The sequence below is a fragment of the Rhodopirellula sp. P2 genome, from assembly GCF_028768465.1.
In the GTDB taxonomy this organism is placed as follows: domain Bacteria; phylum Planctomycetota; class Planctomycetia; order Pirellulales; family Pirellulaceae; genus Rhodopirellula.
This window is the reverse complement of record NZ_CP118225.1, coordinates 7,135,512-7,162,163: the sequence shown is the minus strand read 5'-3', so window position 1 is coordinate 7,162,163 and position 26,652 is coordinate 7,135,512. Positions and strand designations below refer to the sequence as shown.

The following is a 26,652-nucleotide window of genomic DNA, read 5'->3' as shown; positions in this document are numbered from 1 at the left end:
GAATCCAAGGTCACACAAGGGGCGTCCAAGGTGACACAGCAGGAACATTATCTTAGCGTTGATTGGACGATTCGCGAATCCGCGAGACCCAGTTGGTTGCCGTGTTGAGAAGAGTCTCGATTGCCTGGGACTCGGGCGATTCCGGGGAGGCTGGTTCGGGATCGTTGGTGGCTGTCTTCAGACGCTCGACCCACTCAGGGTCTTGGATGGCCGCCTCGACTTCGGCGGCCTTGGCAACATCGTGTTGAGGTGCGAAGTAACGCAGGCACGACTTCAGGGTGTGCGATGCAGAGCGAAGTTTGTTGGCATCGCCTCGCTTGGCACCTTGCGTCAAATTCTTTAGCAGCGAGGGGACTTCCATCAAGAAGGCATCGCAGACGGAGTCCATCGTTTCAGGGTCGTTCCCGCAGTGCTTGGACAGTTGAGAACGCCAGTCCCAAGCCTCTTCCGTGGGAGTTTTCGATGCAGGAGGCTCACAACGGGCCGCGGTCGAAGTCGGGACGCTGGCGGAAGGCGTTGGCTTTTCGCTGGTCCCCAGTGGTTGGGGGGAGTGGTCGTTGGACGGCAATTCGGGAGGCAGCAGGGGATCGGATTCGGGCATTTTCGATGCGGCCATGACGCGTTCGATTTCGCCCAGCAGCAAATCCAAATCAACTGGTTTCGTGATGTAGCCATCCATCCCGGCTTCGCGACAAAGCTGACGGTGTTGGTCGGTCACATGGGCGGTCAAGGCGATGATCGGAGGCGGGGTTCGGCCTGCTTGGGCGAATTGTTGATGGATGATTCGGGTGGCTTCGGTGCCATCCATGTTTGGCATTTGCAAGTCCATCATGACGCAGTCAAACGTGTTGGATGCCAACCTCTGGACAGCGACATCACCTGAGTCAGCGGTCTGCACGTGATGCCCCGAGGCGACCAGTTGATCGTGAATCACCAAGCGGTTGGTCGCGCTGTCGTCGACGACGAGCAATCGATACCCCGCGTCGGCGGTGGACGCGTCGGTCGTCGCATGGGGCGTGTCTGAATCGCTCGTCGACGTCGTCCTGGCCAGTTGTGGATCGGGAGCGGCCACATCCCCTGCAGTTGGCGAGGACGCTTTGATTCCGCGGCGTCGTTTGCGTTGCCCTCGGCTGGATTGCAGCAAGGGTTTTCCCGCGAGCCAACGGCGAAGCTCATCCGGGTGAAGCGGTTCAATCACAATCGCGTCTTCACGCTTGGCGCGGCGGGGAGTGGGCTCGCCAGCCCGGGTGAGCCAAATCACGCGGTCACTGGATTTCCTCGCTCGAATGCGGAAGGCGGCGTCGGCCGTTTGGTCCGTCAGGATCCAGTGCAAGTGAACACAGTCAGGTTCTAGCATGGAGGGAGTGCGGATCGGCCATTGGCAATGCAGCAGCGTTTCCGCAATGGCGTCCTGCATGGTGGCGTTGTCAACGGAGACCACCGCGGTGGCACCCTCAGGCGGAACGGCCGCATGTGGCTTCTCCGCTTTGGCGGGCCGGGGATCCAGGGGCAATGCCAGCGCACATTGAAATTGGCTGCCCTGGCCGACGTGGCTGGTCACGGTGATGTCGCCGCCCATTCGTTGGGCCAAACCGCGAGCGATCGCGAGCCCCAAGCCTGTGCCACCAAATTGTTTGTTGGTGCCACGATCGGCTTGCTCAAACGCATCGAAGATTCGCGATTGATTCTCGGGAGCAATGCCGATGCCGGTGTCAGAAACGGTGAGCTCGAACCATGCCATCGGTCCGGTGGTGTCGCGTTGGTCGACGCTGGCGTTGGAGGAGGTGCCGATGTCTTGTTGAGGATTCAGTGGTTCACCGATGGGGCTCAGTCGCAAACTCACCTCGCCTTGATGGGTGAATTTAATCGCATTGCCTGCCAGGTTCAGCACGATTTGCCGGAGTCGCTTGGGATCAGCGATCACGCTTCGCGGTGTGTTGGGATCGATCGACAGACACAGTCGAACGGGCTTGTCTGCGACACGAACCGCAAGGCAACCAAAGGCATCGCCCACGACTTCGTGTAGGTTCACCGGAACCGGATCGATTGTGACGCGGCCGGCTTCGATCGCGGCGAAGTCCAGGATGTCTTCGATGACATCGCGTAACAATTCGGTGTTCTGAGCGATCAGGTTGACGTAACGGCGGGCGGCATTGGGGAGCGTTTGTTGTGCTAACAAGTCGGTCAACCCACGGATCCCGCCGAGCGGTGTGCGCAACTCGTGTGAAATGCCCGCCATGAATTGCGTCTTGGTGCGGTTGGCTTGTTCCGCCGCCGCTTTGGCTTCTCGCATGGCCTCGAAGGCAGCTCGCTGCAGAGTGACATCGCGAATGATCACAGCATGTCCGGTTGCACCGCCCACTGGGATGTCGTGAACGGACACCTCGCTTTCAAAGGCGCTTCCATCACCGCGGCGAAGTCGCAATTGGTGTCGTTCGGTCAACGGCAGCGAGGACCACTGTTTGGACACGGGCGAGATCAAGTCATTCAATGGGCGACCGACCAAACGCCCACCGCCGGCCTGCAGCAGTTGACTGGCCGACGGGTTGGCTTCCACGATGGCACGCTGGTCATCGATCAACAGCACCGCGTCACCAGCCGCATCGAACAGGGCTCGTTTTCGAGCCTCACTGTCTCGGAGAGCGATTTCGTTGCGGTGTTTTTCGGTGATGTCCCAGAAGATGATTTGAACGCCAACGCATTGACCATTTTGGTCGTACTCGGGGGCTTTGAAGACTTGAGCAAAACCGATGCGACCATCCGGTCCCGGGTGCACTTCGACTTTGTCCACCGCTTGCCCGGTCGACATCACCGACATGTCATCGGAGCGGTATTTTTCGCCGATGGCGTCCCCGAACAGCTCCGCATCGGTGCTTCCGATCACATCGACTGGGGTCATGCCGATGTCGGCGCAAAACTGTTCGTTGGCGTAGGTGAATACCCCTTCGGCACTTTTGCGAGCGACTTGCAAATGCATGCGATCGATCAGCGATTGAAACGTGGTTTCGCTTTGATCGAGGCGGTGTTGGGTTTCTTGTCGTCGCGTGACTTCATTGCGAAGGGCGCGGTTGACGCGTCGGATCTGCAGCGATCGCCGATGCACACGGTGCTGCAGCATGCGTTGGTGTTTGAGCCGGGTTCGCAATCGGCCCTGCAGGTAAATGTGGAAGTAACCGGTGGCCATCAAGGCAAAGAAGGTCCAGAGACGAACCGGTTCGAGCCAAGCGAATGTCTCCGTCTGGGTTGCTCCTGAGAACCGATGGGCGATCGGACCAAAGACATGCAGCAGGCCAACCGCCGCAACGGCCAGGCTTTGGATGGCGGTCATCCAGGTGATGAAGCGGCGGTGGAGCACCCGCCAGGCCAGCGGCAGCAGAATCAAATGGGCGACCACGACGGCCCAGTCTGGCGGTGTGATCGCATCGGCGATGGCCACCAACGCGATCAGGATCACCCAAGATCGTGGACGCCGCCAAAGTTGTGTCCACCATCGTCGCATGAGTTCAAAGCTTTTTGGCGAGTTCTTCATCGGCATGACGTTGCCACCATTGGCGTGCGTCTTCTTGCGTCCAGGGATACCGCGGGGCGAACGCATCCAGACGCTGGATCAGATCCGCGACCGATCCCACTCGGTCGTGTTTGTCCTTGGCCATGCACGCTTGGACCAACGCATTCAGCTCCGAGTCAATCGGCTCGCCGCGATGCGTTTCGATTTCGAGCGGTTGCTGCGTCAGGATCAGAGCGAACATGGATTCGGGGTCGCATTCCGCAAACGGCGGATGACCTGTCAACAAGAAGTATAAGACACAACCCAGTGAATAGACATCACTTCGGGGGTCCATGACCGCTGGAGCCCGGAACCTTTCGGGGGCCATGTACATGGGAGTTCCGGCCCAAACTGTTTCAGCGGTTTGAAAGACACCTTGGTTGGGTTCGAGAGGCTTCGCCAATCCAAAGTCAAACACCACCGCCCAATCCCCCACGATGGTGTCGAAGCTGAGCATGACGTTTTGCGGTTTCAGGTCGCGATGCATCAGGCCTTTGGAATGAGCTTCCAAGACGGCTTGGCAGACCTGTCGCAGAATCCAAATGGCTCGGCCGGGGGCTTGATGACCACTGCGAGCGACGACTTCCGACAAGGTCAAACCTTCCAGCAACTGCATGACGCAGAATGCTTCCCCGTGTTCATTGCGACCGTAATCGTAAATGGTCACGCTGTGAGGGCTGCACAGACTCGCAGCCAAGCGGGCTTCGCGGTCAAAGCGTCGATGATCGTCGTCGTCTTGCCGATCGACCCGCAGAACTTTCAGTGCGATTTCTCGTCCCAGTTCGGTGTGGCTGGCTCGGTAGACGACGCCCATGCCGCCGGCACCCAGTTCCTCGTGGATGTTGTACCGCCCCAGTGGTTGCTTGAGCGCGGAGGGGGCCGGGCCCTTGGACAATCGCTTGGCAAGCCAGATCGGAGCAATCGAGGCAAGCGACAGAAGCAGCGCCCACGGCCAGGTCGACGCCAACGGATAGGCCTCTTGCTGAGAATCGCTTTCCACGATCAAGCCAAGCCCAAATTCTGGCAGCCATCGCCAAACACCGATGCACCACTTGCCGGTGTAGGTTCGGTAAAGCTGGCCATGAACCTGAGGTTCGGGGCTGTGAGAAACCGAAGCCGCTGCGATGGTCAGCGGGTAGACCGTGCGATGGAAAGTCGATTCGTGATCGCCATCGAGCAAAGCTGATTCAGTCAAGCGATCGAGTTGGGCAAGGAAGCGATCCACTCGTTCCTTGGCTTCCGATGGGTTGGGACTCTCTGTCACTCGGAATGGAGTTCCCTGCGACGGAGCAATTTTGTCGGGCAGGTTCACGCTGGACGTTTGCATGAATCCATCCCGATCAACCAAGTATGCGTCGACATCCTGAACGCGACTGATCGAGGACAGGGAGTCGTTCAGCCAGCGGTTGGTGTTCGGTGGAATGACAACGGCTGCTCCAAGCACCTCGGAACGCAGGTTGGTTTCTGAGTTGGTCTTCGTTGGCGAGCGATCATGAACAGGAACGATCCAGGCCAATGGTGTGGATCCTGACGCGTTGAATTCGTTGGCCAGAGCTTTGCCGAGCAAGCTTGCCAGGGGAGCGGGAGCATGCAGCACGGTTCGTCCGCTGAGTGCTCGGGCCAAATCGGCTGCACCGTCGGGAGGAAGTGGAGCGAGCGTTTGAGCGTTCAGTGACCCGTGGCTTCCGTCGGGAAAAATCAGTGCGAGTGGTTGCAGTTCTCGATTGAAAAAGACGACGTCCGGTGTTTGGAATGGTGGCAGCTCGGGAGGATTCCGCTCTGGCAATTTCGAATTCAAATCTTGAACGGAGGCGTTGAGTTTCTGGTGGATTTGATCGGCTTCGTCGGGATCCAGTGCCGTTGAGGTGTCACCGGTGAGGGAACGGATTGCCTCTCGAACGTGGGGGTGCCCCGCCAAATCAATTGCAAACTGTTTGTCGCGACGCAGAAGCTGCTCGACTTGGAGGGTGGAGAGGTCGAGTGTCAGCGACAACGATCGTTGGGCGGACAGTTCCTGCTGTTGCCGATGTCGATGGTCGACCCAAGCCGCTACCAACCAGATGCAACCGATGGTGGTGGCAGTAAGAAGCCAAACCAACCAGTTGTACTGTTGGGCTCGGTCGATCGGTCCGATGGAGGTCAGCGTCTTTCGATGTCGCCCGCGAGCGGGTTGCGGACGATCGGCATCGTGACGCGGCATCGCATGAGTGCGCTGCGCGGAGTGCACCGTGTGACTCTCACGAACACCGTTGGATGCAGGGGGCCTGGATGGTGGTGGGCCGTCGAGATTGGACACCGAATCTGGCGTGGAACCCGAGGACGTGTCTGCCATGGAGCGGATTGCACGTACCACTTCCGATTCCGTGGTTTCGCGTGGTGTGGGAAGCCCTTGTCCGAAATGCGACAAACCGTTTCCGGGCGTTTTTCGAGCCGCAGTGCCTTCCGCTCGAGCCGCTTCGGGATCGTGTTCGGAGAGCAACGAAAGGACTTCGCGAACCAGTTCTTCGTCCCCGGACGCTTGGGTGCGAACGAACTCTTCCCGCGCGTCCTCTGCGATCTCTTCAGCTTCCCAGAACAGGTCACGGACACGCTGGTAACGATCCGCATCCATCATGAGGTCGGGGATTTTTCGTCGGGAGTGGCGTTGTCGGCGGTGGAGGCATTGGCCTCATCCTCTGGGTCGCGGAGTTCGCGACGCATCCAGGCGCGAGCCATCGCCCATTCTTTTTCGACGGTCCGAAGTCCCAGGTTGAGTTCCGCGGCGATTTCCTTCATGCCCAAGCCGCCGAAGAATCGCAGTTCGACCACCCGAGCTTGCCTGGGGCTCAAGGCCGCCAATTGCAGCAACAGTTCGTCCAGAGCAACGACGTCGTCATCCTGATCCAGGAGAAAGGTGACTTCGTCGTCCAGCTGGCGTCGAATCCAGCCGCCCCCGCGTTTTTGGGCGTGGGTGCGTCGAGCATGGTCCACCAGAATGCGACGCATCACGGTGGCACCGATGGCAAAGAAATGCGTTTTCCCCTGCCAGTCCACGTGGTCTTGATCGACCATCCGGACATAGGCTTGGTGCACCAGCGAGGAGCTGCTCAGGCGTTCCCGCTGCGGTTCCGATTGCAGGAATCGACCTGCCATCCGACGCAAGTCATCGTACAGGAACGAAAACATCTGGTCGGTTTTGGCCGCGTCACCTTTTTGACTACTTTGTAGGATTTGCGTGATCGACGACATCAAAGAAGCTCAGCGGGACAGTGACCAAACTTTGGCGACATGCAAGGTTTGGGAGTGAATATCAACGATCTCAGTGACTTCACTAGCGTAACCCCCGGCCATGGCGATTGCCACCGGCAATTCGTTTTGACGACACCACCGAAGCACCATCTCATCGCGTTGACGCAACCCTTCCATGGTGAGTGACAGTCGCCCCAACCGGTCATTCTGGAATGGATCGGCGCCAGCCAAGTAGATGACCAACTCAAATTGACCGGATTGAGATTGGTGTTTCTGGAGTGTGTTCAGAACGATCTGCAATGCCTGGCAGTAGTCTTCATCCGCCGTCCCGTCCGGGAGGCTGAGGTCCAAGTCGCTGGGCACTTTCCGCAGCGGGAAATTTTTGACCCCGTGCACGGAACAGGTGAAAACGCTGGGATCATCCTTCAGGATCGATGCGGTTCCGTTGCCTTGGTGAACGTCCAGGTCGATGATCGCGGCCCGCTGAATCAGGCCTTCGGCTTGCAAGGTTCGGATGGCCACGGCGGCGTCGTTGAAAACACAGTAGCCTTCCCCGGCGGCCGCAAAGGCGTGGTGGGTGCCGCCGGCAAGGTTGGCGGAGATTCCTTCGGCGAGGGCCGCTCGTGCGGCAGAGATCGTGGCCCCGGTGCTTCGCCGCGAGCGTTCGACCATTGGCAAGGACCAAGGGAATCCGATTCGCCGGATTTCTTGCTTGGTCAGGGTTCCCGTTTGGACCCGTTGCACATAATCCGGCGTGTGACAGGTCAGCAGTTCCTCGTCCGTGGCGGCTTGGGGGACGATCAAAACGTCATCGCGATGATGCTCCGATTCCGCCACCCTTTGACGCAACAGACGATACTTGGCCATCGGAAACCGGTGGCCGTCAGGCAAAGGCAGGTCAAAGTGATCGGTGTAATACAGACGCAATGCAAGCGAGTTGGTTGAGAGGTAAACTTGGTCCTGCGTCCTCGACATTCTGTTTCAACGCAGCAATCTGTTTCAAGTGCAGCACGGGGCTGCACACAACCACCTTATCGCACTCGACAAGACGAATGAATCCAATCTCCAACGACGCTTCAGCAGCCACCAACCCCGACGCCCATTCCGCGATGGATTCGCGAGGCATGACTTTGGCAGGTTGGGCCTTTCAAGGAATGGTGGTCACCTTGGGGCTGGCCACAGGATGTGTTTTCATCGGAGTGATTTTGGGGGTGATTGGAAACACCGACGCACCCGCAGGAAATTCAACTCTCTTTGTCTTGATCGGTGTGGCGGCGTTGGTGTTCAACACGGTGTTGGCGTTTTTGGTTCCCGCGATGTTGCGATCGTCAGCGGCCACAAGATTGAAAGCCGCCGAAGGAGCGGTTGCATCCGCTCGCACTTGGTCGCAATGGCCTGAACGGGAGCCAATGCCGATGCCACTGAGTCGATTTTGTCAGACGGACCAAACGGCTCGATTGATCGGGCAAGCCATGTTGGAGGGCACCGCCGTGATCAATTTGGTGATGATGTTTTTGGCCCGGTCCCCCGTGAATTTGATGTGTGCCGTGGTCGCCTTGGTCGGTGTCGTCGCGATGTTTCCGACCGTCGGACGGATGCGAAATCGCATCGCGTCGGTCCTGGAAGCTTAGAATTCAAAGCACTCTCCCCCCCTCCGCTGTTTCAGCACCCCTCCTACCAAAGAGATCTCCATGAGAACCCATCCGATGAAGAAATACGTCCCGCACTCGGTGTTTGGGAATGGCTTGGCCGTTCTGCTCGCCGGAATGGTATTGGTTTCTGCAGCCTCGCTGCGCGACGTGCAAGCAGAGGAAACCAAGCAGGAAGAAACGGCCGCTTCGGAGGATCTGCCCGATCTTAAAACACTGGACGGGCACTTCCCGTTTGCAGTTCCAGAGTCACTGGAGCAGTGGGAATCTCGGGCGGAGCAACTTCGAACGCGCGTCGCGATGGCGACCGGCCTGCATCCAATGTTGCCGCGACCAGCGATCCAAGCCACGATTCATTCGGTTGTGAAGCGAGAGGGGTTTCAGGTTGAAAAGGTCTACTTTGAAAGTTTGCCCGGCCACTTTGTGACAGGGTTGTTGTTTCGTCCGGCTGGTGAAAACGTTTCCCGTGGGCTCAATGCGGACGGCAAGCGACCTGCCGTTCTGTGCCCGCACGGGCACGGCGGTCGGATGATGCGAAACGATGCCGACCGGATGAAGTCGTTGATCGCCAATGGCGACGAATTGTACATGGAATCCGGCAGTCTTCCGAAGTTGGCCCGCTGTGCGACATTGGCTCGAATGGGATGTGTGTCGTTCATCTTTGACATGGTTGGCTACGCCGATTCCGTGCAGCTCAGCCACGCGCTCGCTCACCGTCGTCATGAAACCCGCGACGAAGAATTTGTGCCGGCAGGATCGGACCCCGAGTTGTTTTTTAGCACCTCGGCCGACGCCCGGTTGCAATCCATCCTGGGCTTGCAGACTTACAACGCGCTGCGTTCTTTCGATTTCCTGGCCTCGCTTGAGGATGTGGATCCAAGCCGTTTGGCGGTCACCGGTGGAAGCGGCGGCGGGACTCAAACGATTTTGTTGGATGCGTTGGAACCGCGAATCATGGCCAGCTTTCCCAACGGGATGGTGTCGACCTCGATGCAAGGTGGTTGCGCCTGCGAGAATGCATGCTTGCTTCGCATTGGCACGGGCAACGTGGAGTTGGCCGCTTTGATGGCCCCCAAGCCCATGGGGATGACGGCGGCCGATGACTGGACGATCAAGATGATGTCGGACGGGTATCCCGAACTGAAGCAACTGTATTCGATGATGAATCAACCTGAGAATGTGTTGTGCGAATCGTTGGTGCATTTCAAGCACAACTACAACTATGTGACCCGCCGGATCATGTACGGATGGATGAACGAGCATTTGGGGCTCGGGTTGGAGACACCGATCGTCGAGACCGATTATCCTGCGATCACCGACGAAGAAGGTGCGGTCTGGGACGACAAGCACCCGGCACCCACGCAGCGAGGTCCCCAGCATGAAAAGTCAATCCTGAGCTGGTGGGATCAACAAAACGAGCGATTGCTTGCAGATTGCCTTGGGCAGTCAGCGACGGCATCGGGTTTCGATGAAACCATCCGCCCTGCCCTGGCGACGTTGTTTGATCTGCCCCTGCCGGAGGCCTCCGGCGTGGCAGTGAAATTCTCGGAGCCGGTCCAGCATCAATCAGGTGCGACGGTTGTCTCGGGAGTGGTGGTCGATCGGGATCGCCGGCGTGAGATTCCGATTCGAAAATGGATCGCGAAATCGGCGGAGGAGACTGCCCTGCCCGGAACGGTTCTATGGGTTCAGTCAACCGGCAAAGGAGCAGCAGGTGAACCCGAGTGGTCCGATGCTTTGGCAAAACAACTGCAGCAATCCAAAACCGTCATCGTGATCGACATCGCTTCGATGACCACGGATGCGGAGGCTGGCAAACAACGAACGAATCCCCAGCCGCGACGAGCCTCGGCGGCCTTCACGTACGGTTACAACCGGCCGCTGCCGGCGACACGCTGCGGGGATGTTTTGGCGGTGATCGCCGCGTTTCAGAACTCACCCGGTGGGGTGACGTTGGTGGCACCCCAAGGCGCCGCAGCTTACGCGTTGCCTGCGGCGGCGATCGCGGGACCGTTTCTGACCAGTGCTGTGATTGATGTGAATGGTTTCCGGTTCGCTGACCTGCGTCACCAGGACGACGAAAGCTTCGTCCCTGGCATCGTGAAGTACGGCGACGTGGATGCTCTGGCCGCCTGGCGTGCTCCGTATGCCCTGACCATTCGCGATTCCAGTGGCGAAGCGTGGGCAACCACGAAGGCGATCTATCAAGCTCGGGACGCCTCGGATCAAATTCAGACTCTCGAAAGGGAGTGATTTTCCGTTCGTCGTCGTGGGCGAGGCAGCGTGCCTGGCTGGCCCCGGCGGTGAGGACGTTCAGCACAGGTTTGCTGGGCGCATGAAAAAAGGCCCGAGTGAACTCGGGCCTGGTGCGGCTGGCGTGAAGCTCACGCCAGCGTGATTGAATGGCGGCGAAGGATCATTCCGCGGCAGCTTCGGGCAGGTCCTTGTCGACCAGTCCCCAGCCGCCTCGACCGCCATCGATGCGGCTTTGAACATCGTCGACCGTTTCTGGTGCGGTGGGCTCCCAGAAGTTTTTCAGCGCTTCGCGGTCGAGTGGTTCGAGTGAACGGAACAAGCGGAAACCAACTCCGCGGGAAGGATCGTCCGTGAACCACCAGGGGCTCTTGGGGAAGTTCGGATCTTCGTTCTTCCATTCATCGTCATCGGAAGCCAAGCGAGCGGCACTGCGAAGTTCCGGTGGATCGCTTTCCCAACTGCCACCGCGAGCGACACAGGGCCACGGGTTTTCGGGCCAGCGAACGGCGTCGATGGCGTTGTCGACAGGGGACTCTTTGAGCCACTCGTACCCGTCTTCGGTGTACTCGTTGACGGTCCATTCCGCGGCGTTGCCGTGCATGTCATGCAAGCCAAACGGGTTGGGCTTTTTGGTGCCGACGTGAGCGGGGCCATCATAAGAATTGTCGAAGTACCAAGCGTAGTCTTCGATGTCGTCGGGGCTGTCGCCCCAGCTGTAAGCGGTCTTGGTGCCGCCTCGAGCGGCGTATTCCCATTCCGCTTCGGTGGGCAATCGGTACTGATTCTCGGTGATCAGGCTGAGCCACTTGGTGAACTGCTGGGCAGCGTACTGAGTCATCGTCACGGCAGGTTGTTCGGGCTCTTCGCCGTACTCGTACGTGAACGAAGGGTCGTACAACTCCGTTGGCGCGGTGATCGCATCGGCCATGTTGGAATCGTCGACGGTGCGGACACCATCGGCTTCGAAGGACTTGAACACGGCGTACATACGCATGTATTCCTTGTACATCGCCCAGGTCGTCTCGGTTTTGGCGACCCACATCGGTGAGACGTTCATCTCCACGGTTGGTCCTTCGTCCTCGACACGTGGGTCGGCGTCTGCGGGGCTGCCCATCGTGTAGGTGCCACCGGGAACCGGGACCATCTCGAAGGAGATGTCCGTGCCGGGGATTTTTTCAGTGTAAGGGACCATGAAGCGACCATCGCCCAGGTCCACAGAGGGGCCTGCGGCGGGTTTTTCGCTGGCGATTCCAACGGTTGCCGCTGGGCTGGTTTCCACCGCGGCTTCTTGGGCGTGCACCGAATGGGAGGTGCCCGGTGGAAGGATCGACCCAGCTGCCATCGAGCAGACGGCTGCGATGCCGAGCGGGCGGAGAGAGCGTTTCAAATCAAACGTCATGGCGTGACAAATGGAACAAGTGAGTGGATCGGAAGTCTTTTCGACACCCCGCCAGTTTAGTCGAAATAGCAAGCAAACTGAATGCGTTTTTGCATTGAATGTGGTCTTGGATCAGCCCGCCACAAACCGAGCGGGGGCCCGCTGGTCCCTGGTGGGGACCAGCTCAAAGACATCGATGCTGCCACAATCCACCAAATCGCCGGCGTAGTTGGCGGCAATCAGGTTTTTGCCTCCTTGGGTCAGTTTCAGCCGTTCGGCCAGCGTTTCGGAGCTGTTCACACCGTCGTGTGTGATGCAGTGTTGCCAAGCCGACAGCGCGAGGGCACCTGAATCGTTCAAAAGCTCGATCGGACCATCGTAAAAGCGGGGGGAATCGGCCAGCCGCTGGTGGCACATCGCGATGATGGCACCGGCCAACAGCACGTCTTCGGTGGTGACGCAGCCGTTGGTCCCCGCACAGACAATTCTCACGAATGCATTTTGATCTTGGTTGGCCGAATGCCACCGAACCAAGCGGTCGATGACTGCGGACAAGTTGGCGAAGCAGGCCAGCCACATGTGATCGCAATCTTCAGCGGCCTGGATCGCGGCGGTTCCGTTGGTCGTCGTCAGCACCAATTCGCGGTCACTGACGCCGGCCGGCGAGTATTCACCGGGGGAATTCCCATGGTCGAATCCCACGATCGGCTGGCAGCCTCGTTCGCCGCACAGCAGCGGCACGTTGTCGGGGCCGGCGGCGGTCTTCATCGCGAAAGCTTCTTCGATTTCACCGCAGGTCGTGATCGATTTGGCGCCCGCGGACAGCGCGGTGGTTGCGACCGTGGTGGCTCGCAATACGTCGATGACCACGACGACCGAGGCACGCGTTCGTTCGGATTCACCAGCGGCGTTGGGCGTCAGCCAAGTTTCGATTTTCATGTTGGTTGAAATCAGGGGATGGTTTCAGTGGGGCGGTGTGTTGAGTCGATCAGTAGCGGTCTTGTTCGGCTTCCGCCCACACATTCGCATGATCGGAATCGTCAAAATGGACATGAATCACGCTCGGGCTACAACACACCGGACAATCTTCGACATACTGTTGGTCGCGTCCAGCGGCGATGTCCAGCGGGATCACGATTTCCTCGCCACAGTTGTCACAGACGTAGGCGCCGTCCAGATCTGCGTCCGTGGATGCTGACTCGGACGCGTCCCAGTCCTCCTCCTGAGGCAGCGGGTCGTCGTTCAGCAACTGTTGCCATTCGGGCACGGGATCGATGGCGGATTCCTCGCCGGGCATGGGAGGCGAATCGTCGAGTTCGTCGGAGTCGTGGTCGCTCATGATTCCATCCCAGTCCATTTTTTGTTTCTCAATTTCACTTCAGCGGAGTTCCGATGAATCTCTCACAAGTTCGGCTCGCACAAAGCTTGCTGGTCGGTAGCCTGTTCATTGGAACGCTCGGGTGCGGCGTCAGCAGCAGCAAGAGCATCCCTGTTCCGGCTGACAGCCCATCGGACAGTCGTGAATCGGCGGGCGAGAGTTTGGCCTCGGCCTGGGATGGTGTTGCGGGTGCCAAAACCAAGTTGCGAGGCGATGATGTCGTGGTCGTTGACCTGCGGGAAGTGGCCGAGTCCGATTTGGATGACGCGGTGAAGTTGTTGTCCAACACCAGCACGGTCAGCGAGTTGTTCCTGCCCGCTGCGGCTTGGGCCGACGGAATGGTTTTGCGATTGGCGGCATTGCCCCATCTGAAGCGTCTGCGAGTTTATGGCACATCGTTCGACGATGCGAAAGCCAAAACGATTTCCGGTTTGCCAGCGTTGGTCGCGGTGACGTTTCAAGACACGTCCGTGACGGACGAAGGAGCGAGCGTTCTGGCAGAATTGAATGAACTCCGGGAGGCATCGTTGATGAACTCGCCGGTCACGGACAAAGTGCTGGAATCCATTTCATCCTTGCCGAAGCTGGCCAAGCTCAACCTGAGAGGCACTCAAATCACTGGCGAAGCATTTGACCCGATTTCGAAGCTGCCATTGAAGGACCTCGAATTGGCCGAAACGGATTTCGGTCCCCAGGGCATGCCGGCGATTGCGAAAATCGAAGGCTTGGAGAAGATCAACCTTTGGCTGACCAAAATTGACAACGAGTCTTTGAAGGCCTTCGAAGGCAAGACCTCCCTGACGATCCTGAACATCGACAACTGCCCAGCGATCACCGAAGAAGCCATCCCGGTGATCGTCTCGCTGCCTCATTTGAAGTTGCTGCACTTGGGCAAGACCAGTGTGGCACCGGATGCCCTGCCGCAACTGGAACCACTGCAAGAGTTGGAAACGTTGTTCGTGACCAATCTCGGTTTGGAAGAGGCTCCCGCGAAGGAACTCGAAGCGATGTTTCCGAACCTTCAACGTTTCGAATATTGAGCTGCCGGATGTCTCGGCGGTCGGCTGAATGGTGAAGCCATTTCAGCGGCTGGATCCACGGGCTTCCAAGTAGGCGGCCTCGTTCTCTTTCGCCGATTCAAAGAAGTCCGAGGGCCTGCTGCCAGGAACGCTTTTGTTTCTTCACGCCGTATTCGTTGTGCAGTTCGGACCAGGATTTCGAAATCGAGGCGCAAGCGTCCTCAGGAGTTTGATCGCCTGTCAAGCACTTGCGAATCTCTGTGTCCAGCACTGCCAAGTAGCGGTCTCCGCCGACCAGGTTCAGTGGCGGCATCACGTTGGGGTTCTGCCAAGCCGATCGCAGCCAGGGTTGGTAGTTGCCACCGGCGGCAACATCAATCGATGATTCGGTCGTGGGGTGCTGCAGGCCCGGGATCGATCGGTACAAGGGCTCGCTGCCCTCGCCTCCCGCCAACCATTTGAGAAACTGATTGGCGGCTGCGGTTTGGCGGCAGGATGCGGCGAGTGATCCCGCGAGTGTTTGCGGCGCGAACACCGCGCGGCCGGTTCGTTCCATGATCACGCCGTCGGCATTGGCCACACCAGGCTCGGCGATGGGCAAGCCGGAAACTTGGACATTGCCGACCGAAGCGGATTCGTCATCTTCATCCACTGAGTCGATTTCAACTTGCGGGAACCCGATGCCAGCGACCAATTTTCCGGAACCGACGTTGCGAAAGATTTCGCCAGGAGTCAGGAATGATTCAGGCCCCTGCTGGGTCGTGGCGACCATCTGACGCAGGACGTCGACGTAGTCGGGTTGAGTCAACAACGGCTGCAGCGTGTCGCGATCAAACAACCAGCTGGCGCTGAGGACGGAAGCGAGTCGCCAAAGATAGGACACGCCCGCCCAACCTTCGGCGGTTGGCTCGGCGACTTGTCCCGGGAACTCCGTGGCCAGCGTTTCGAGGTCGTCCCAGGTGATCGTGGAGGACGTTGGAACCTTGGATGTCGCTTTCTCGCCGACCAGCAAGGCTGGCAAGGCGCCTCCCAAGCAGAGGGCTCGCGATTCTTGTCCGAACGTCATGGCCACCCGGACCGCCGGTGGGTTCGGTTTCGCTCCCGATGCAGACTTCAGCGATGGCATGATCCGCTCCCGCGACACCATTTCACCCAATTGGCTGAGTGGGAAAACGACAACATCAGCCTTGGCCGCGGCATCCCAGATTGATGCTTCCTGGTCGGGTTCGCTGGTGGAATCCTGGGGCGATTCGGTCCCCGTCGGCGGCGCGACAACGGTGATTTGAAGCGGTTGATCGCTGATCGATTGCCAGGTGCGACGCAGTGTTTCGGCGTCTGAATCGGTTCCCGTCCAAACGATTCGCAGGGGCACGTCGGTGCGAACGATGGACGCCGATTCGGCTTCGTCGGTCGAGGAGGATTCGCGGCAACCCGTCAAAACGGCGGTTCCGACAACCGATGTCCAGGCCAACCATTGCCGGCGTTTCCAGAGGGACGATCGGTTGATTTCGGACTCAATGGAGCGGCCCGAAGATGACGTTTGGATTGTCGGATGCTGTTCGGCATCGTCAGCGGAAGGGGAACGAAACGCGTCCCGATCGGCAGATTCAATCTTCGCGAGGCGAGTTTTCGCAGGCATCGTGGGAGCTCGTGGGACGTCAGTTGAGATGTTGGTTGCGTGGTTGAAAACGCAAGTACGCGTTATACTACCCCGCAGTTCGCTTTCTCAGAGCGGCTCTCATCCCCCCTTGTCTTTGAATTCATTGCACTGAAGCAACGCACCATGGCTCACTATCTCGGCATCGACATTGGCACCAGCGGCACCAAGACGCTGTTGATCGACGAAACGGGGCATGTGGTCGCCGAGGCGAACGCCGAATATCCAATGGAACAACCCAAGCCAGGGTGGACCCAGCAGGATCCGGAGCACTGGTGGGCGGCAACGAAAAAGACCGTCAAGGCGGTGATGAAAAAATCAGGTGTCGACAAGGCGGACGTGAAAGCGATCGGTTTGTCGGGACAGATGCACGGCTCCGTTTTCTTGGACCGGGATGACAATGTCATCCGCCCTGCCCTGCTGTGGAATGATCAACGCACGGCCGATCAGTGTGAGCAAATCACGTCGGCAGCCGGTTCGCGTGAAAAGCTGATCGGGATGGTCGCGAACCCTGCCCTGACCGGGTTTCAGGCTCCCAAGGTGCTTTGGTTGCGTGACAATGAGAAACGCAACTTCGACAAACTGGCCAAGGTTTTGCTGCCCAAGGACGACATCCGCCGGCGCCTGATCGGCGACTATGTCACCGAAGTCAGCGACGCCAGCGGCACGTTGTTCTTGGACGTGAAAAAACGCGATTGGTCGAAGCAATTGCTCGGGAAACTGGATTTGTCGCCTGATTTGTTGCCGCGTGTGGTGGAGTCGGAAGACGTCACCGGCACGCTGACCAAAGAGGCGGCCAAGGCACTCGGGTTGACGACGGATTGCAAGGTCGTCGGGGGCGCGGGGGACTGTGCTGCGGGTGCGATCGGCAACGGCATCGTGAAATCGGGTTTGCTGAGCACCTCGATCGGAACCAGCGGCGTGATGTTTGTCCACAGTGACGAACCCAACGTCGATGCATCTGGACGGCTTCACACGTTCTGCCACGCTGTTCGTGGGAAGTGGCACATGATGGGAGTGAACTTGACCAGCGGTGGTTCGCTGCAATGGTGGGTGGATCAGGTCTTGCAAGGATTGGCGGGTGTGCCCGCCTCGAAACGGTTCGAAGCCGCGACGGCGGAAGCTGAACAGGCGATTGCCGGCAGCGGTGGGATGTTGTTCTTGCCTTACTTGAATGGTGAGCGAACACCGCACGCGGATCCCAATGCTCGTGGTGCCTTCGTCGGCATGAATCTCACTCACGATCGAGCTGCGATGACTCGCGCGGTGATGGAAGGCATCACGTTTGCTCTGCGAGACAGCCTGGAGATCATCGAGTCACTGGGCGTTCCAGTTCGCCAAATCCGCGCCAGCGGTGGCGGCAGCAAAAACGTCTTTTGGCGTCAAATGCAGGCGGATGTGTTTGGCAAAAAGATCACCACCTTGAAAGTGGAACAGGGGCCGGCCTTCGGTGTCGCTCTGCTCGCCGCGGTCGGCGACGGAGCCTACAAACACATCGCACAGGCTTGCCAGGCGACCATCGAAGTGGCCGCCGAAACGAAAGCGGAACGTTCCGCGAAAAACACTTACAACAAGCTCTTTCCTGTGTACCGATCGTTGTACAGCAGTTTGAAAGACGACATGCACCAATTGGCTGAATTGCAATCAACGCTTTGAAAGAATCCACTGAACTCAACGATCTCGCCATCCGGCGACGGATCATCGATGAAACGAAATGTGTGGTCGTCAAGGTTGGGACGCGAGTCCTCACCACATCGGACGGCAAACTCGATCTCAAACGTGTGGATCGGCTGGCGGAACAACTTTGCCGCATCGCGGACTCCGGACGGCAAACCATCATGGTCAGCAGCGGTGCCGTCGGCGCCGGCGTTGCCAAGCTGAAGTTGCCACAGCGTCCAACCGATCTGAAGACCCTGCAAGCGATCGCCGCGATCGGGCAAGCCGACTTGATCGGTGCCTACGAAAAATCGCTGCAGAAACGAGGGCGACATGCCGCTCAGGTTCTGCTGACTCGCAACGACCTCCGCCGCCGCAGTGGTTACCTGCACGTTCGCAACGCGCTCAACGGGATCGATGAACTCGGCGCAATCGCGGTCGTCAACGAAAATGACTCGGTGGCGGTTTCGGAACTGAAAACGACCTTCGGTGACAATGATCGTTTGGCAGCGCACGTGGCGGGCCTCTTCAACGATGCGATGTTGATTTTGTTGACCGACGTTTCGGCGTTGTACGATGGTCACCCGGACGCCAAAGACAGCCAACCGATTCGCATGGTCCACGGCGTGGACGATGGGGTGATGGCGTTGGTGGATGACCAGATTTCCGCGGTCAGCAAAGGCGGGATGGGCGGCAAGTTACGCGCTTCCAAGCTCGCCAACTCACACGGGCATCCGACCATCATCGGACCCGGTAGCGACGACACGGTGCTCGATCGCATTTTCGCGGGCGAAGCGGTGGGAACCTTCTTCGTGCCGCCCAAACGCTCGTTGAAAGGACGTCGGCGTTGGATCGGCAGTTCCGCCAACGTGGCGGGGACGCTGCACCTGGACCAAGGTGCCGTGGACGCGATCCAGAAGCACGGCCGAAGCTTGCTCGCGATCGGCATTCAGCGAGTCGAAGGGACCTTCGCGCACGGGAATGTGGTCCGCTTGGTTGGCCCTGACGGGGATGAGTTTGGACGTGGGTTGTCGAACTATCGCAGCCAAGAAGTGGCTCGAATCGCCGGCAAGCCCAGCGAGCAAATCGAATGGATCCTCGGGCATCGCCCCTACGAGAATGTGATCCACCGCAACAACTTGGTGCTGCGGATCGTTCCCGAGTAGGCCTTGGCTGGGCTTCCAAGCCCGGCCAAACCCGAGCGACGGTCTGGGAAGACCATCGTACAAACAGCAACGGTCACGCCAGACCGTCGTTCGAGCAGTCGTTCCAATGGGCTGAGCCGAGACTCAACTCGTTCGGCTAAGCCGCGCGTCGAAGCGGTTCGCGATCCATCGCTGGCATTGGCAGCGTTTCGTGATTGTCATCAACAGACAACACACCCGCGGTTTGCACTGAACGCGAGATGGCGTTTCCGGCCAAAGGAGCGGTCATGCGTCGAAGTCCCACGAGCAAACTCGAGGGGCGAAGTCCGCCCGCCAAAGTGGTTGTGAGCAGACGTTGCACGCCGCGTCCCCATCCCGCTGATCCACCACGGCGAAGGTGGTCCGACAGGGCTTGCAGGCGACGATGGTTCCGCTGGATGCGAAGATCGTAGTCGAGCACCTCGGTTTCGAAGTCCACTCCCATCACGCTGTCTTCGGCGATGACACATCGCCAACCGGCTTGCGTGACCAGGTGACCGAAGCCGACGGAGGCCTCGATTGTGTCGGTGCCGCGATACGTTCCGGACAAGCTGCGAAGCAGGTCTCGACGCCAGAACGACGCCGCGAGGAAGGCTCCTTCGACGCGAGCGGCGGCTTTGCGAGCGACTTGTTTGTCACCGAATCCGATCGGTCCACAGGCCGACGAGGCGGTCGTTCGCCAGCCCGCGTGTTCGACCCGCTGTGATTCGGGGTCGCGGACAACGGGCACGACGACGCCGGTTTCATGGCCTTCGAACTGGGCCAATGCGGCATCCGTCCAGTTCGCGGTGGCAACATGCCCGTCCGCGACGACGTGCACGAACCGGCCCATTGCCAGTTCAGCTGCGTCGGTGATTTGGCGGAGAACGTTGGTCGAGCCGCTGTCGACAAACCGAACCTCCTCGGCCAAATCAAACGGGTCGTCATAGTTCCCGTCATGAGACACAATCACCTCACACCCATCTGGGCGATGCTGCAATACGCTTGCGAGCGAGGATTCGAAAGCCGCATCATCACCACCATGGGGGACGACGATCGACAAACGCGGGATGTTGGACAATTTTCGCACCACTGCACCTGCCAAGGATTCTGCTTACCGGGCTAACCGAGACCCTCGGATCGCCGCTGAGAAAGGATTTCGGACGGGAGCGTGATTCCAGTTGAGACGATCGGGTCGGTTCGTCCCGAAAGCGGGCAACTTCCTTTTGAGTCGAACGAACCGGCCCGATAATCGTCATCGCTTTCCAGACCGATTCTTTTTTTACCCCCCCAAGAACTCACCACGTGAAACGTTTGCTATGAAACAAGTCCCGCTTGGCCACGACGGTTTCCCGGTCTCTCAACTTGGCTTCGGTGGATGGGCCCTGGGGGGGCAATGGGGTGCCCAAGACGATCAGGCCTCCCTCGCGACGCTTCAACATGCCATCGAGCACGGGGTCACCTTCATCGACACCGCACCGGGTTACGGGGACGGTCGCAGCGAACAAGTCATCGGGCAGTTCCTGAAGCAACTGCCCGCATCGATGCGGGAAAAGATTCACGTGGCGACCAAGACGCCGCCTTCGGAGGGCCCTTGGCCGCCGAGCCCCTACTGCCGTTGGCAGGATCGCTACGGGGCCGCGTACATTCGGGCCAACGTCGAAGAGCGTCTCCGCAACCTCGGCGTCGAATGCCTCGATCTGTTGCAATTGCATTCGTGGACCGCGGCGTGGAACGATGACCCGCAGCCCTTGCTCGTGCTTCAGAAACTACGCCAGGAAGGCAAGATCAATCGCATTGGTCTGTGCACGCCTGAGCAAGATCAGAACTGCGTGATCCAGCTCATGCGAGATGGATTGATCGACGTGGTGCAGGTGGTGTTCAACATCTTTGAACAGGAACCTGCGGCGCAGTTGTTGCCCGTCGCCGAGGAAACTGGAACCGGCGTGATCATTCGCGTCTCGCTGGATGAAGGTGCCTTGACCGGCAAGTACCCCGCCGATCATCAGTTCCCAAAAGACGATTTTCGATCGGGCTACTTTGCCGGTGATCGAATGGAACGCACGTCCAAGCGAGTCGAAGCGATTCGCGATGACTTGAAAGAGTTCGGGCTGGAGGAGCACTACTCGTTGGCCGCCACCGCGATCAAGTTCGCCATGGCTCCTTCAGCTGTTCAAACGGTGATCGTCGGCATGCGAAATGTGGAACAAGTCGCCTTGAACGTGGCCACCGAAGCCCTGCCGTCACTGCCGGATGATTTCCTGCGTCGACTGCAGTTGCACCAATGGCGGCGTGGCGTTTGGTACAGCGGCAAGTGATCCGAGTTTGAGCGAGCGGCATGCCCCTTTCGTCGAATGAACCCCGATTGGCTTGGAAGCGCATCGTACGGGGAGGCGAACCTGGGATCGCTCGGCGACGAGGCGGCAAACACCTGTCGTCGCTCCGCGACTGGGTAACTTGTGTTTCGTAGGCGGATGACCTTGGGTTGAAAACCCAAGGTTTCCGGCTGCCGTCGCTCTGCGACTTGGTGCGTGTGTCCGGGTGATCGAACAACCGCGGAGCGGTGACAGTTGTCAGCCTCGGGGTTTCAACCCGAGGTCTCGAGCGTCACGCCCCTGACTCGACAAGCCGCGGAGCGGCGACAGGTGAGATGGGGGATCGATTGAAAAAGTGAAATTGTAAATTTTAAATTGAAAAATCCGGGCGGTTGGGCGGTGGCGGGACGCGAACCGGAGGAGCGTTGGGCGGCACTCATCGCCCCGGATGGGGCCGGCGTTCTTAGCTCGGGGCGGAAGCCCCGAGACCGATTGCGAAACACAAAAGACCGCCCCGGACGGGGCCGGAGTGGGGCTTGCCGCGTGGGCTTCGCTGACGCGGCGGGCGGCTTGGAAGCGCATCGTACGGGGAGGCGAACCTGGGATCGCTCGGCGACGAGGCGGCAAACACCTGTCGTCGCTCCGCGACTGGGTAACTTGTGTTTCGTAGGCGGATGACCTTGGGTTGAAAACCCAAGGCTTCCGGCTGCCGTCGCTCTGCGACTTGGTGCGTGTGTCCGGGTGATCGAACAACCGCGGAGCGGTGACAGTTGTCAGCCTCGGGTTTTCAACCCGAGGTCTCGAGCGTCACGCCCCTGACTCGACAAGCCGCGGAGCGGCGACAGGTGAGATGGGGGATCGATTGAAAAAGTGAAATTGTAAATTTTAATTTGAAAAATCCGGGCGGTGGAGGCGATGCCGGGACGCGAACCGGAGGAGCATTCGGCGGCACTCATCGCCCCGGACGGGGCCGGCGTTCTGAGCTCGGGGCGGAAGTCCCGAGACCGATCACAGCCCAGCGAGCCGTTTTTCAGCGTCGCCGAACTCGTCGAGTTCCACTCCCATCCGATCCATGATCGACAGGTACATGCTGCACAGCTTTCGGTCGTCGTCGGATTCTTCGAGGTAGTCCAGGACGCGTCCGGTTTTCAAATTGCCTGACAACCCACCGGTCAGCAGCACGGGCAGTTTGCTGGAATCGTGAGCGTTGCCCGACCACATGCTGGACAAGAACAGCAGGCATGAATGGTCCAGCACGGTGCCATCGCCTTCCGGCATCGCGTCCAGTTTTCCAGCCAAATACGCGTATTGGCTGCAGTAGTACCGGGAGATTCGCTCGTAGGCATCGGAGCGATCGCTGTGGGAGGCGGAGTGGTGAGTCGATTTCACATCCAGGAATGGGTAGAACAAACCGGACAGGTCACGGTTGAGCAGCAGCGTTGCAACACGAGCTTTGTCAGTTTGGAATCCCAACGCCACGATGTCACACATCAATCGCATGTGCTCGCGAATGTCCTCGGGGAGTCCATCGTCTGGGCGTTTCATCGCGTGAATCGGTTTGCCTTGATCTTTGGCGCGGTCGCTCGCTTTGGAGTGAGCCGCCCGCATCGATGCGGCGCGTCGCTCGACTTCGCGAACACTGCTCAAGAACTCTTCCAGCTTGGCTCGGTCGGCAGCGCTGACTTGTCGACGCAGGGAGGCCGCGTCTTCGCCGACCCGGTCCAGGATGCTCTCGTTGCGGCGACTGCCTTGGTTGTCAAACAACGCATCGAAGGCGAGCGACGGGTAGACTTCCATGGGCACCGGTGACGTCGCGTTTTGCCACGAGATGTGCGAACTGTAAGCCATCGAGAAGTTGGTTTCGTGGTAGCCCGTCACGGGCTGTTCACAACCGAGCACCAAGCTGGGGACCGCAGTTTGATCTTGGAAATGGTTGGCCAGCATTTGGTCCATGCTGATGCCGCCGCGCAGCTCCGAGCCTTTTTTTAGCGACGCGCCCGAGAGGATGTTGCCCGTTTGTCCCGGGTGAATTCCGACGCCGGTGGCGTTCTCGTTGAACAACCCGGTGATGAAATTCATTTTGTGTTTGAGCGGTTCCATGGGAGCCAGGCTCTTGCCGAGTTCCATGTCTTTGCCGGCACCTTTGGCCCACCAGTGGTCGGCGTTGATCCCGCATCCCATGAACAACGCCGCAAAGCGCTGAGGGGTTTCGGCGGCATCGTGCCCCACCATCGTTTCGCGGCCCCAGACCGGAATCGATTCCAACCAAGGCAATGCCATGGCAACACCGGCACCACGTAGCAGTGTTCGTCGGTTGACAGCAGGGTTCATGGGGAAGGTTCCGGTTCGGAGGAAGGGGCGGAGTCGACGGAAGCAAGTTGGACGCGTTTGTTGCGAAACGCGGGGCTGGTCACAATCGTTTCGACCAGGGATGAAAAGCGGTGCTGGTTGGCTTGCAGGTTGGATTTCATCTCGGCCACCAGTGATTCATCTGAAAGTTGCAGCGATCGCCCGAGAGCGTACGCCAACAGCTGGCGACACAGGTGTTCGACAAAATCGTCTTCGCGGTCGCGGCGGATGTAATCTCGCAGGCCTTCGATGCCGTCACCTTGGCCGCCATCGGGGAACACAACGCTGGCGTCGATCGAACGTCCACCCAGGTCGGCGTCTCGCATTTCACCGACGGGGCCGTAACCTTCGAAGACCAGTCCCATCGAGTCAATTCGTTCGTGGCATCCAGCGCAACTGGGGTGTTCGCGATGTCGAGCGAGCGCCTCGCGAATCGTCAGGTCGCCCAGTTTGGATTCGTCTTCGGGAAGCTCAGGGACTTCGGCCGGAGGAGCCGGAACGTGCTCGCCGAGCACGCGTTGCACGACCCAGTTGCCCCGCTGCACGGGGCTGGTTCTCAGGCCCGGTGAATTGCGAGTCAGGAAGACTCCCATCGGCAGCAAACCACCGCGGCCAACGTGGGACGCATCGGGGAGTTTGATCCAACCATCCGTGGACGCGGAGGCTTTTAGAAGGGAGTCGAATTGTTGTTCGTCGACTCCGTAGTGCAGCGCCAATTCGCGATTGACGAAGGTGTGATCTGCGTACAGCAAATCAAGCACGGAACCATCACGCTGGATCACGTCGGTGAAGAAACGCAGGGGCTCTTCCAACATCGATTGCCGTAAGTCGTCGGTGAATGTCGGGAACCGTTCTCGGTCAACGCCGTTGTGCTGGTCAAAGCGACGGAAGTTCAGCCAGTTGCCCATGAATTCGCGAAGGAAGCCTTGGCTGCGATCATCCTTCAGCATGCGACCCGTCTGTTCAATCAGAACGCTGGGATCTTGCAGTCGATCCTTCGACGCGAGGTCCATCAACGTTTCGTCCGGCATGCTTGACCACAAGAAGTAGCTCAGGCGATTGGCGAGCGAATGGGAATCCAGTGGTTCAACGCCGCTGGGCAACTTCGAGTCTTTCGAGGCGGAGGTGCTCAGGCCGGATTGGGCTGGGCCGGAGTGGGTTGGGTCGACGCGATAGCAGAAGTGAGGCGACATCAAGATGCGCACGACGCAGTCGCGGATGGATTCCTCGTGATCCAGTTCGCCTTCGGTTCGCAAGTATTGGTAGAACGCGAGCAAGGAATCTCGGTCGGTTGGTTCGAGTGGGCGGCGGTAGGCGCGCTCGGCAAACTGCAGCATCGCCTCGAGCTGAACGGGTTCCGATTGTTCACGAATTTGTTCGAGCGAACGAAACGTTTGGGACAGGTCGTCGAAGTAACGCCGAATCGCGGCCAAGGCCTTGGGGCTGGCCCCGACCCGTTCGGCTTTTTCCGCGTAGGTGTCGCGTAGGCCACGGACCTTTTCTTCCGAGATGCAATCCTTGTCTTCAGCGCGGTACCGGTCGAAGACTCGGTCTCGCATGAAAGCGGAGTCCGTGCGGTCAAACCAAATGAAGCCCGCGTACTGACGCATCGGAGCGGATGTGACGAAGTCCAGTTCCAACCAAAGTCGATCCAGCGTTTCTCGCTGGGCATCGGTGAGCATCAAGTCGCAAAGCGGTTCGTCGTCGCGGAAGTATCCCATTTGGCTGTGGAATCCGGCGCTCAAGAATCGTCCCTTGAGTTTCTTTTCCTTCTTTTGATCCAGGTACACGCGAGCCCGTTCGGAGACCAAGAACTGATCCGGAAACACGTTGCAGAACCGATCCAGCTCCTTCGCATAGGTCGCTTGTTCGGATTCCGATTCCGGGATCTGCATGGATGCGACGACGGCATCCTTGGCGGGCAGGTCAAGCTGATTCGGGTCAAAGGTCTTCATCAGCTCCGGCAGTGGCGGAAGTTGATCTGCTGCGAAGCGTCGTCGATTGGCGATGAATTGGCGGTTTTTCCAAAGCACCAACGATTGCGAGCCGGAGTTCATCTCGGGCGCGGTCAAGTTGGGGACGTCTGGGATCAGCTTTTCACGAAGCGACTCGATGAAGGTCGCCATGTTTTCACAATGTTGTCGGGCTTCGGAATCAGAAGCGTTCGAGGGGGCAACTTCCTTCCAGATCGTTCTCAAGGCGAAGATCGGGCCGATGGACACTTGGTTTGACTCGTCCGTTTCTTCGCCCAGCAATTCGCTCAACAGCTGGCAGTAACGAGCGCTGACTCCCTCTTGGATCGCCAGTTCCTCAAGCGAATGTTGCGTTGGCGATTGGTGGTGTTTCCAAACCACGTACAAGTGATCGGAGACACGGGTGTTTTGTTGACGATAGAAATCGATGATGCGATTGACGCAAAACTTGTCGCGATCGGTTTCGGTGATCACGGGGTGCGGTGCGAATTCGAGCCCTGCGGGCGTGATCGCCATGTGCTCGGCGACGCGTCGAGCCGCTTGCAGGTACTTCTTGAGCAGCGCCGGTGACATCGTCAGTGATTCACCCGAGTTGTCGAACCCGGCTTCGTTGGCGGGATCGATGGGGAAGTCGGCTGCGGGGCGAATGTCGACGCCGGTGAGGTCGCGGATGGTGCGGTCGTACTCGGCACTGCTGAGTCGCCGGGCGAGCACCATTCCTGGGTCACCGCTGGTTCGCTTGGCTTCCGCTGCTTTCAGGGATTCGATCCAAGCGATCACCGCGTCGCGCTGTTCAGCGTTCGGTTGGATGTCCGCGTCTTCGGGTGGCATGTCACCCACTTCCAAGCGATCCAAGACGACTGCCCAGTGGCGGAACCGTTTGACGACATCGTCGATGTTCTGGTCGACGCTGAGGTCCAGGTCGCCCTCGGCGGATTGGTCGTCGTGACACTGCAAGCAGTTCTGCTGCAGGAACGGTTGGACCGTGTCTTGGAACACGGTTTCAAGTGAGTCGGAACCCATGGCGCTGACACAGAAATGGCCAACAAGAAGGGTCAGGGCGAATCGCATGAAATGCATGGCC

The 26,652-nt window shown here is 59.0% G+C and carries 17 protein-coding genes; 6 read left to right on the top strand and 11 right to left on the bottom strand.

Annotated features, from left to right (window positions below; all coding sequences use genetic code 11):
• Window positions 1-52 precede the first annotated feature (52 nt).
• From PSR62_RS25200 to PSR62_RS25185, 4 genes are read right to left on the bottom strand one after another with little or no spacing between them, the layout of a single operon-like run.
• Window positions 53-3,499 carry an ATP-binding protein gene (locus PSR62_RS25200; RefSeq protein ID WP_338020256.1) on the bottom strand — a complete coding sequence of 1,149 codons (3,447 nt, stop codon included), beginning with the start codon at window positions 3,497-3,499 and terminating at the stop codon, window positions 53-55.
• Between the two features lie 4 nt (window positions 3,500-3,503).
• Window positions 3,504-6,161: a serine/threonine-protein kinase gene (locus PSR62_RS25195; protein WP_274405712.1), complete on the bottom strand. Its 2,658-nt coding sequence runs from the start codon at window positions 6,159-6,161 to the stop codon at window positions 3,504-3,506.
• Window positions 6,158-6,775, bottom strand: a complete 618-nt coding sequence (locus PSR62_RS25190; RefSeq protein WP_274405711.1) for an ECF-type sigma factor — start codon at window positions 6,773-6,775, stop codon at window positions 6,158-6,160. Before PSR62_RS25190 ends, PSR62_RS25195 begins: the two co-directional genes overlap by 4 nt.
• A gap of 9 nt (window positions 6,776-6,784) precedes the next feature.
• Window positions 6,785-7,750, bottom strand: a complete 966-nt coding sequence (locus tag PSR62_RS25185; protein ID WP_274405710.1) for a histone deacetylase family protein — start codon at window positions 7,748-7,750, stop codon at window positions 6,785-6,787.
• A 77-nt stretch (window positions 7,751-7,827) separates the two neighbouring features.
• On the opposite strand from PSR62_RS25185, the gene PSR62_RS25180 reads away from it, so the two are divergent.
• Together PSR62_RS25180 and PSR62_RS25175 are read left to right on the top strand one after the other, a co-directional pair.
• Complete coding sequence (locus PSR62_RS25180) at window positions 7,828-8,406, top strand: hypothetical protein (RefSeq protein ID WP_274405709.1); 579 nt, start codon at window positions 7,828-7,830, stop codon at window positions 8,404-8,406.
• 60 nt (window positions 8,407-8,466) lie between these two features.
• Window positions 8,467-10,677 carry an acetylxylan esterase gene (locus PSR62_RS25175; RefSeq protein ID WP_274405707.1) on the top strand — a complete coding sequence of 737 codons (2,211 nt, stop codon included), beginning with the start codon at window positions 8,467-8,469 and terminating at the stop codon, window positions 10,675-10,677.
• A gap of 163 nt (window positions 10,678-10,840) precedes the next feature.
• Here PSR62_RS25175 and PSR62_RS25170 read toward each other — a convergent pair whose 3' ends face one another.
• The 3 genes from PSR62_RS25170 to PSR62_RS25160 form a co-directional block, all read right to left on the bottom strand.
• Entirely contained in the window at window positions 10,841-12,079 is a 1,239-nt protein-coding gene (locus PSR62_RS25170) for a formylglycine-generating enzyme family protein (protein WP_274405706.1), read from the bottom strand.
• Between the two features lie 111 nt (window positions 12,080-12,190).
• The gene (locus tag PSR62_RS25165) at window positions 12,191-12,997 is read right to left on the bottom strand and encodes a 2-phosphosulfolactate phosphatase (protein ID WP_274405705.1); all 807 of its coding nucleotides are present in this window, start codon (window positions 12,995-12,997) and stop codon (window positions 12,191-12,193) included.
• A 49-nt stretch (window positions 12,998-13,046) separates the two neighbouring features.
• A complete protein-coding gene (locus PSR62_RS25160) occupies window positions 13,047-13,397 on the bottom strand; it encodes a CPXCG motif-containing cysteine-rich protein (RefSeq protein WP_274405704.1) in 351 nt (116 codons plus the stop codon).
• Window positions 13,398-13,450: 53 nt separating this feature from the next.
• On the opposite strand from PSR62_RS25160, the gene PSR62_RS25155 reads away from it, so the two are divergent.
• A complete protein-coding gene (locus PSR62_RS25155; protein WP_274405703.1) occupies window positions 13,451-14,476 on the top strand; it encodes a leucine-rich repeat domain-containing protein in 1,026 nt (341 codons plus the stop codon).
• A 97-nt stretch (window positions 14,477-14,573) separates the two neighbouring features.
• Here PSR62_RS25155 and PSR62_RS25150 read toward each other — a convergent pair whose 3' ends face one another.
• A complete protein-coding gene (locus PSR62_RS25150) occupies window positions 14,574-16,094 on the bottom strand; it encodes an ABC transporter substrate-binding protein (protein WP_274405702.1) in 1,521 nt (506 codons plus the stop codon).
• 144 nt (window positions 16,095-16,238) lie between these two features.
• Between PSR62_RS25150 and xylB the strand changes: the two genes are divergently transcribed.
• On the top strand, window positions 16,239-17,768 hold the full coding sequence (gene xylB / locus PSR62_RS25145; protein ID WP_274405701.1) for a xylulokinase: 1,530 nt from the start codon (window positions 16,239-16,241) through the stop codon (window positions 17,766-17,768).
• Entirely contained in the window at window positions 17,765-18,934 is a 1,170-nt protein-coding gene (gene proB / locus PSR62_RS25140; protein WP_274405700.1) for a glutamate 5-kinase, read from the top strand. Before xylB ends, proB begins: the two co-directional genes overlap by 4 nt.
• A 136-nt stretch (window positions 18,935-19,070) precedes the next feature.
• Here proB and PSR62_RS25135 read toward each other — a convergent pair whose 3' ends face one another.
• Window positions 19,071-20,021, bottom strand: coding sequence for a glycosyltransferase family A protein (locus tag PSR62_RS25135; RefSeq protein WP_274405699.1), 951 nt, complete (start codon window positions 20,019-20,021; stop codon window positions 19,071-19,073).
• A 229-nt stretch (window positions 20,022-20,250) separates the two neighbouring features.
• Here PSR62_RS25135 and PSR62_RS25130 point away from each other — a divergent pair, with 229 nt between their 5' ends.
• Window positions 20,251-21,249 (top strand): aldo/keto reductase, encoded by a 999-nt coding sequence (locus tag PSR62_RS25130; protein WP_274405698.1) that lies wholly within the window; start codon window positions 20,251-20,253, stop codon window positions 21,247-21,249.
• Between the two features lie 1,005 nt (window positions 21,250-22,254).
• Here the strand turns inward: PSR62_RS25130 and PSR62_RS25125 are convergent.
• Window positions 22,255-23,577 (bottom strand): DUF1552 domain-containing protein, encoded by a 1,323-nt coding sequence (locus PSR62_RS25125; protein WP_274405697.1) that lies wholly within the window; start codon window positions 23,575-23,577, stop codon window positions 22,255-22,257.
• Window positions 23,574-26,591, bottom strand: coding sequence for a DUF1592 domain-containing protein (locus tag PSR62_RS25120; RefSeq protein WP_274405696.1), 3,018 nt, complete (start codon window positions 26,589-26,591; stop codon window positions 23,574-23,576). Before PSR62_RS25120 ends, PSR62_RS25125 begins: the two co-directional genes overlap by 4 nt.
• Window positions 26,592-26,652: the final 61 nt, after the last annotated feature.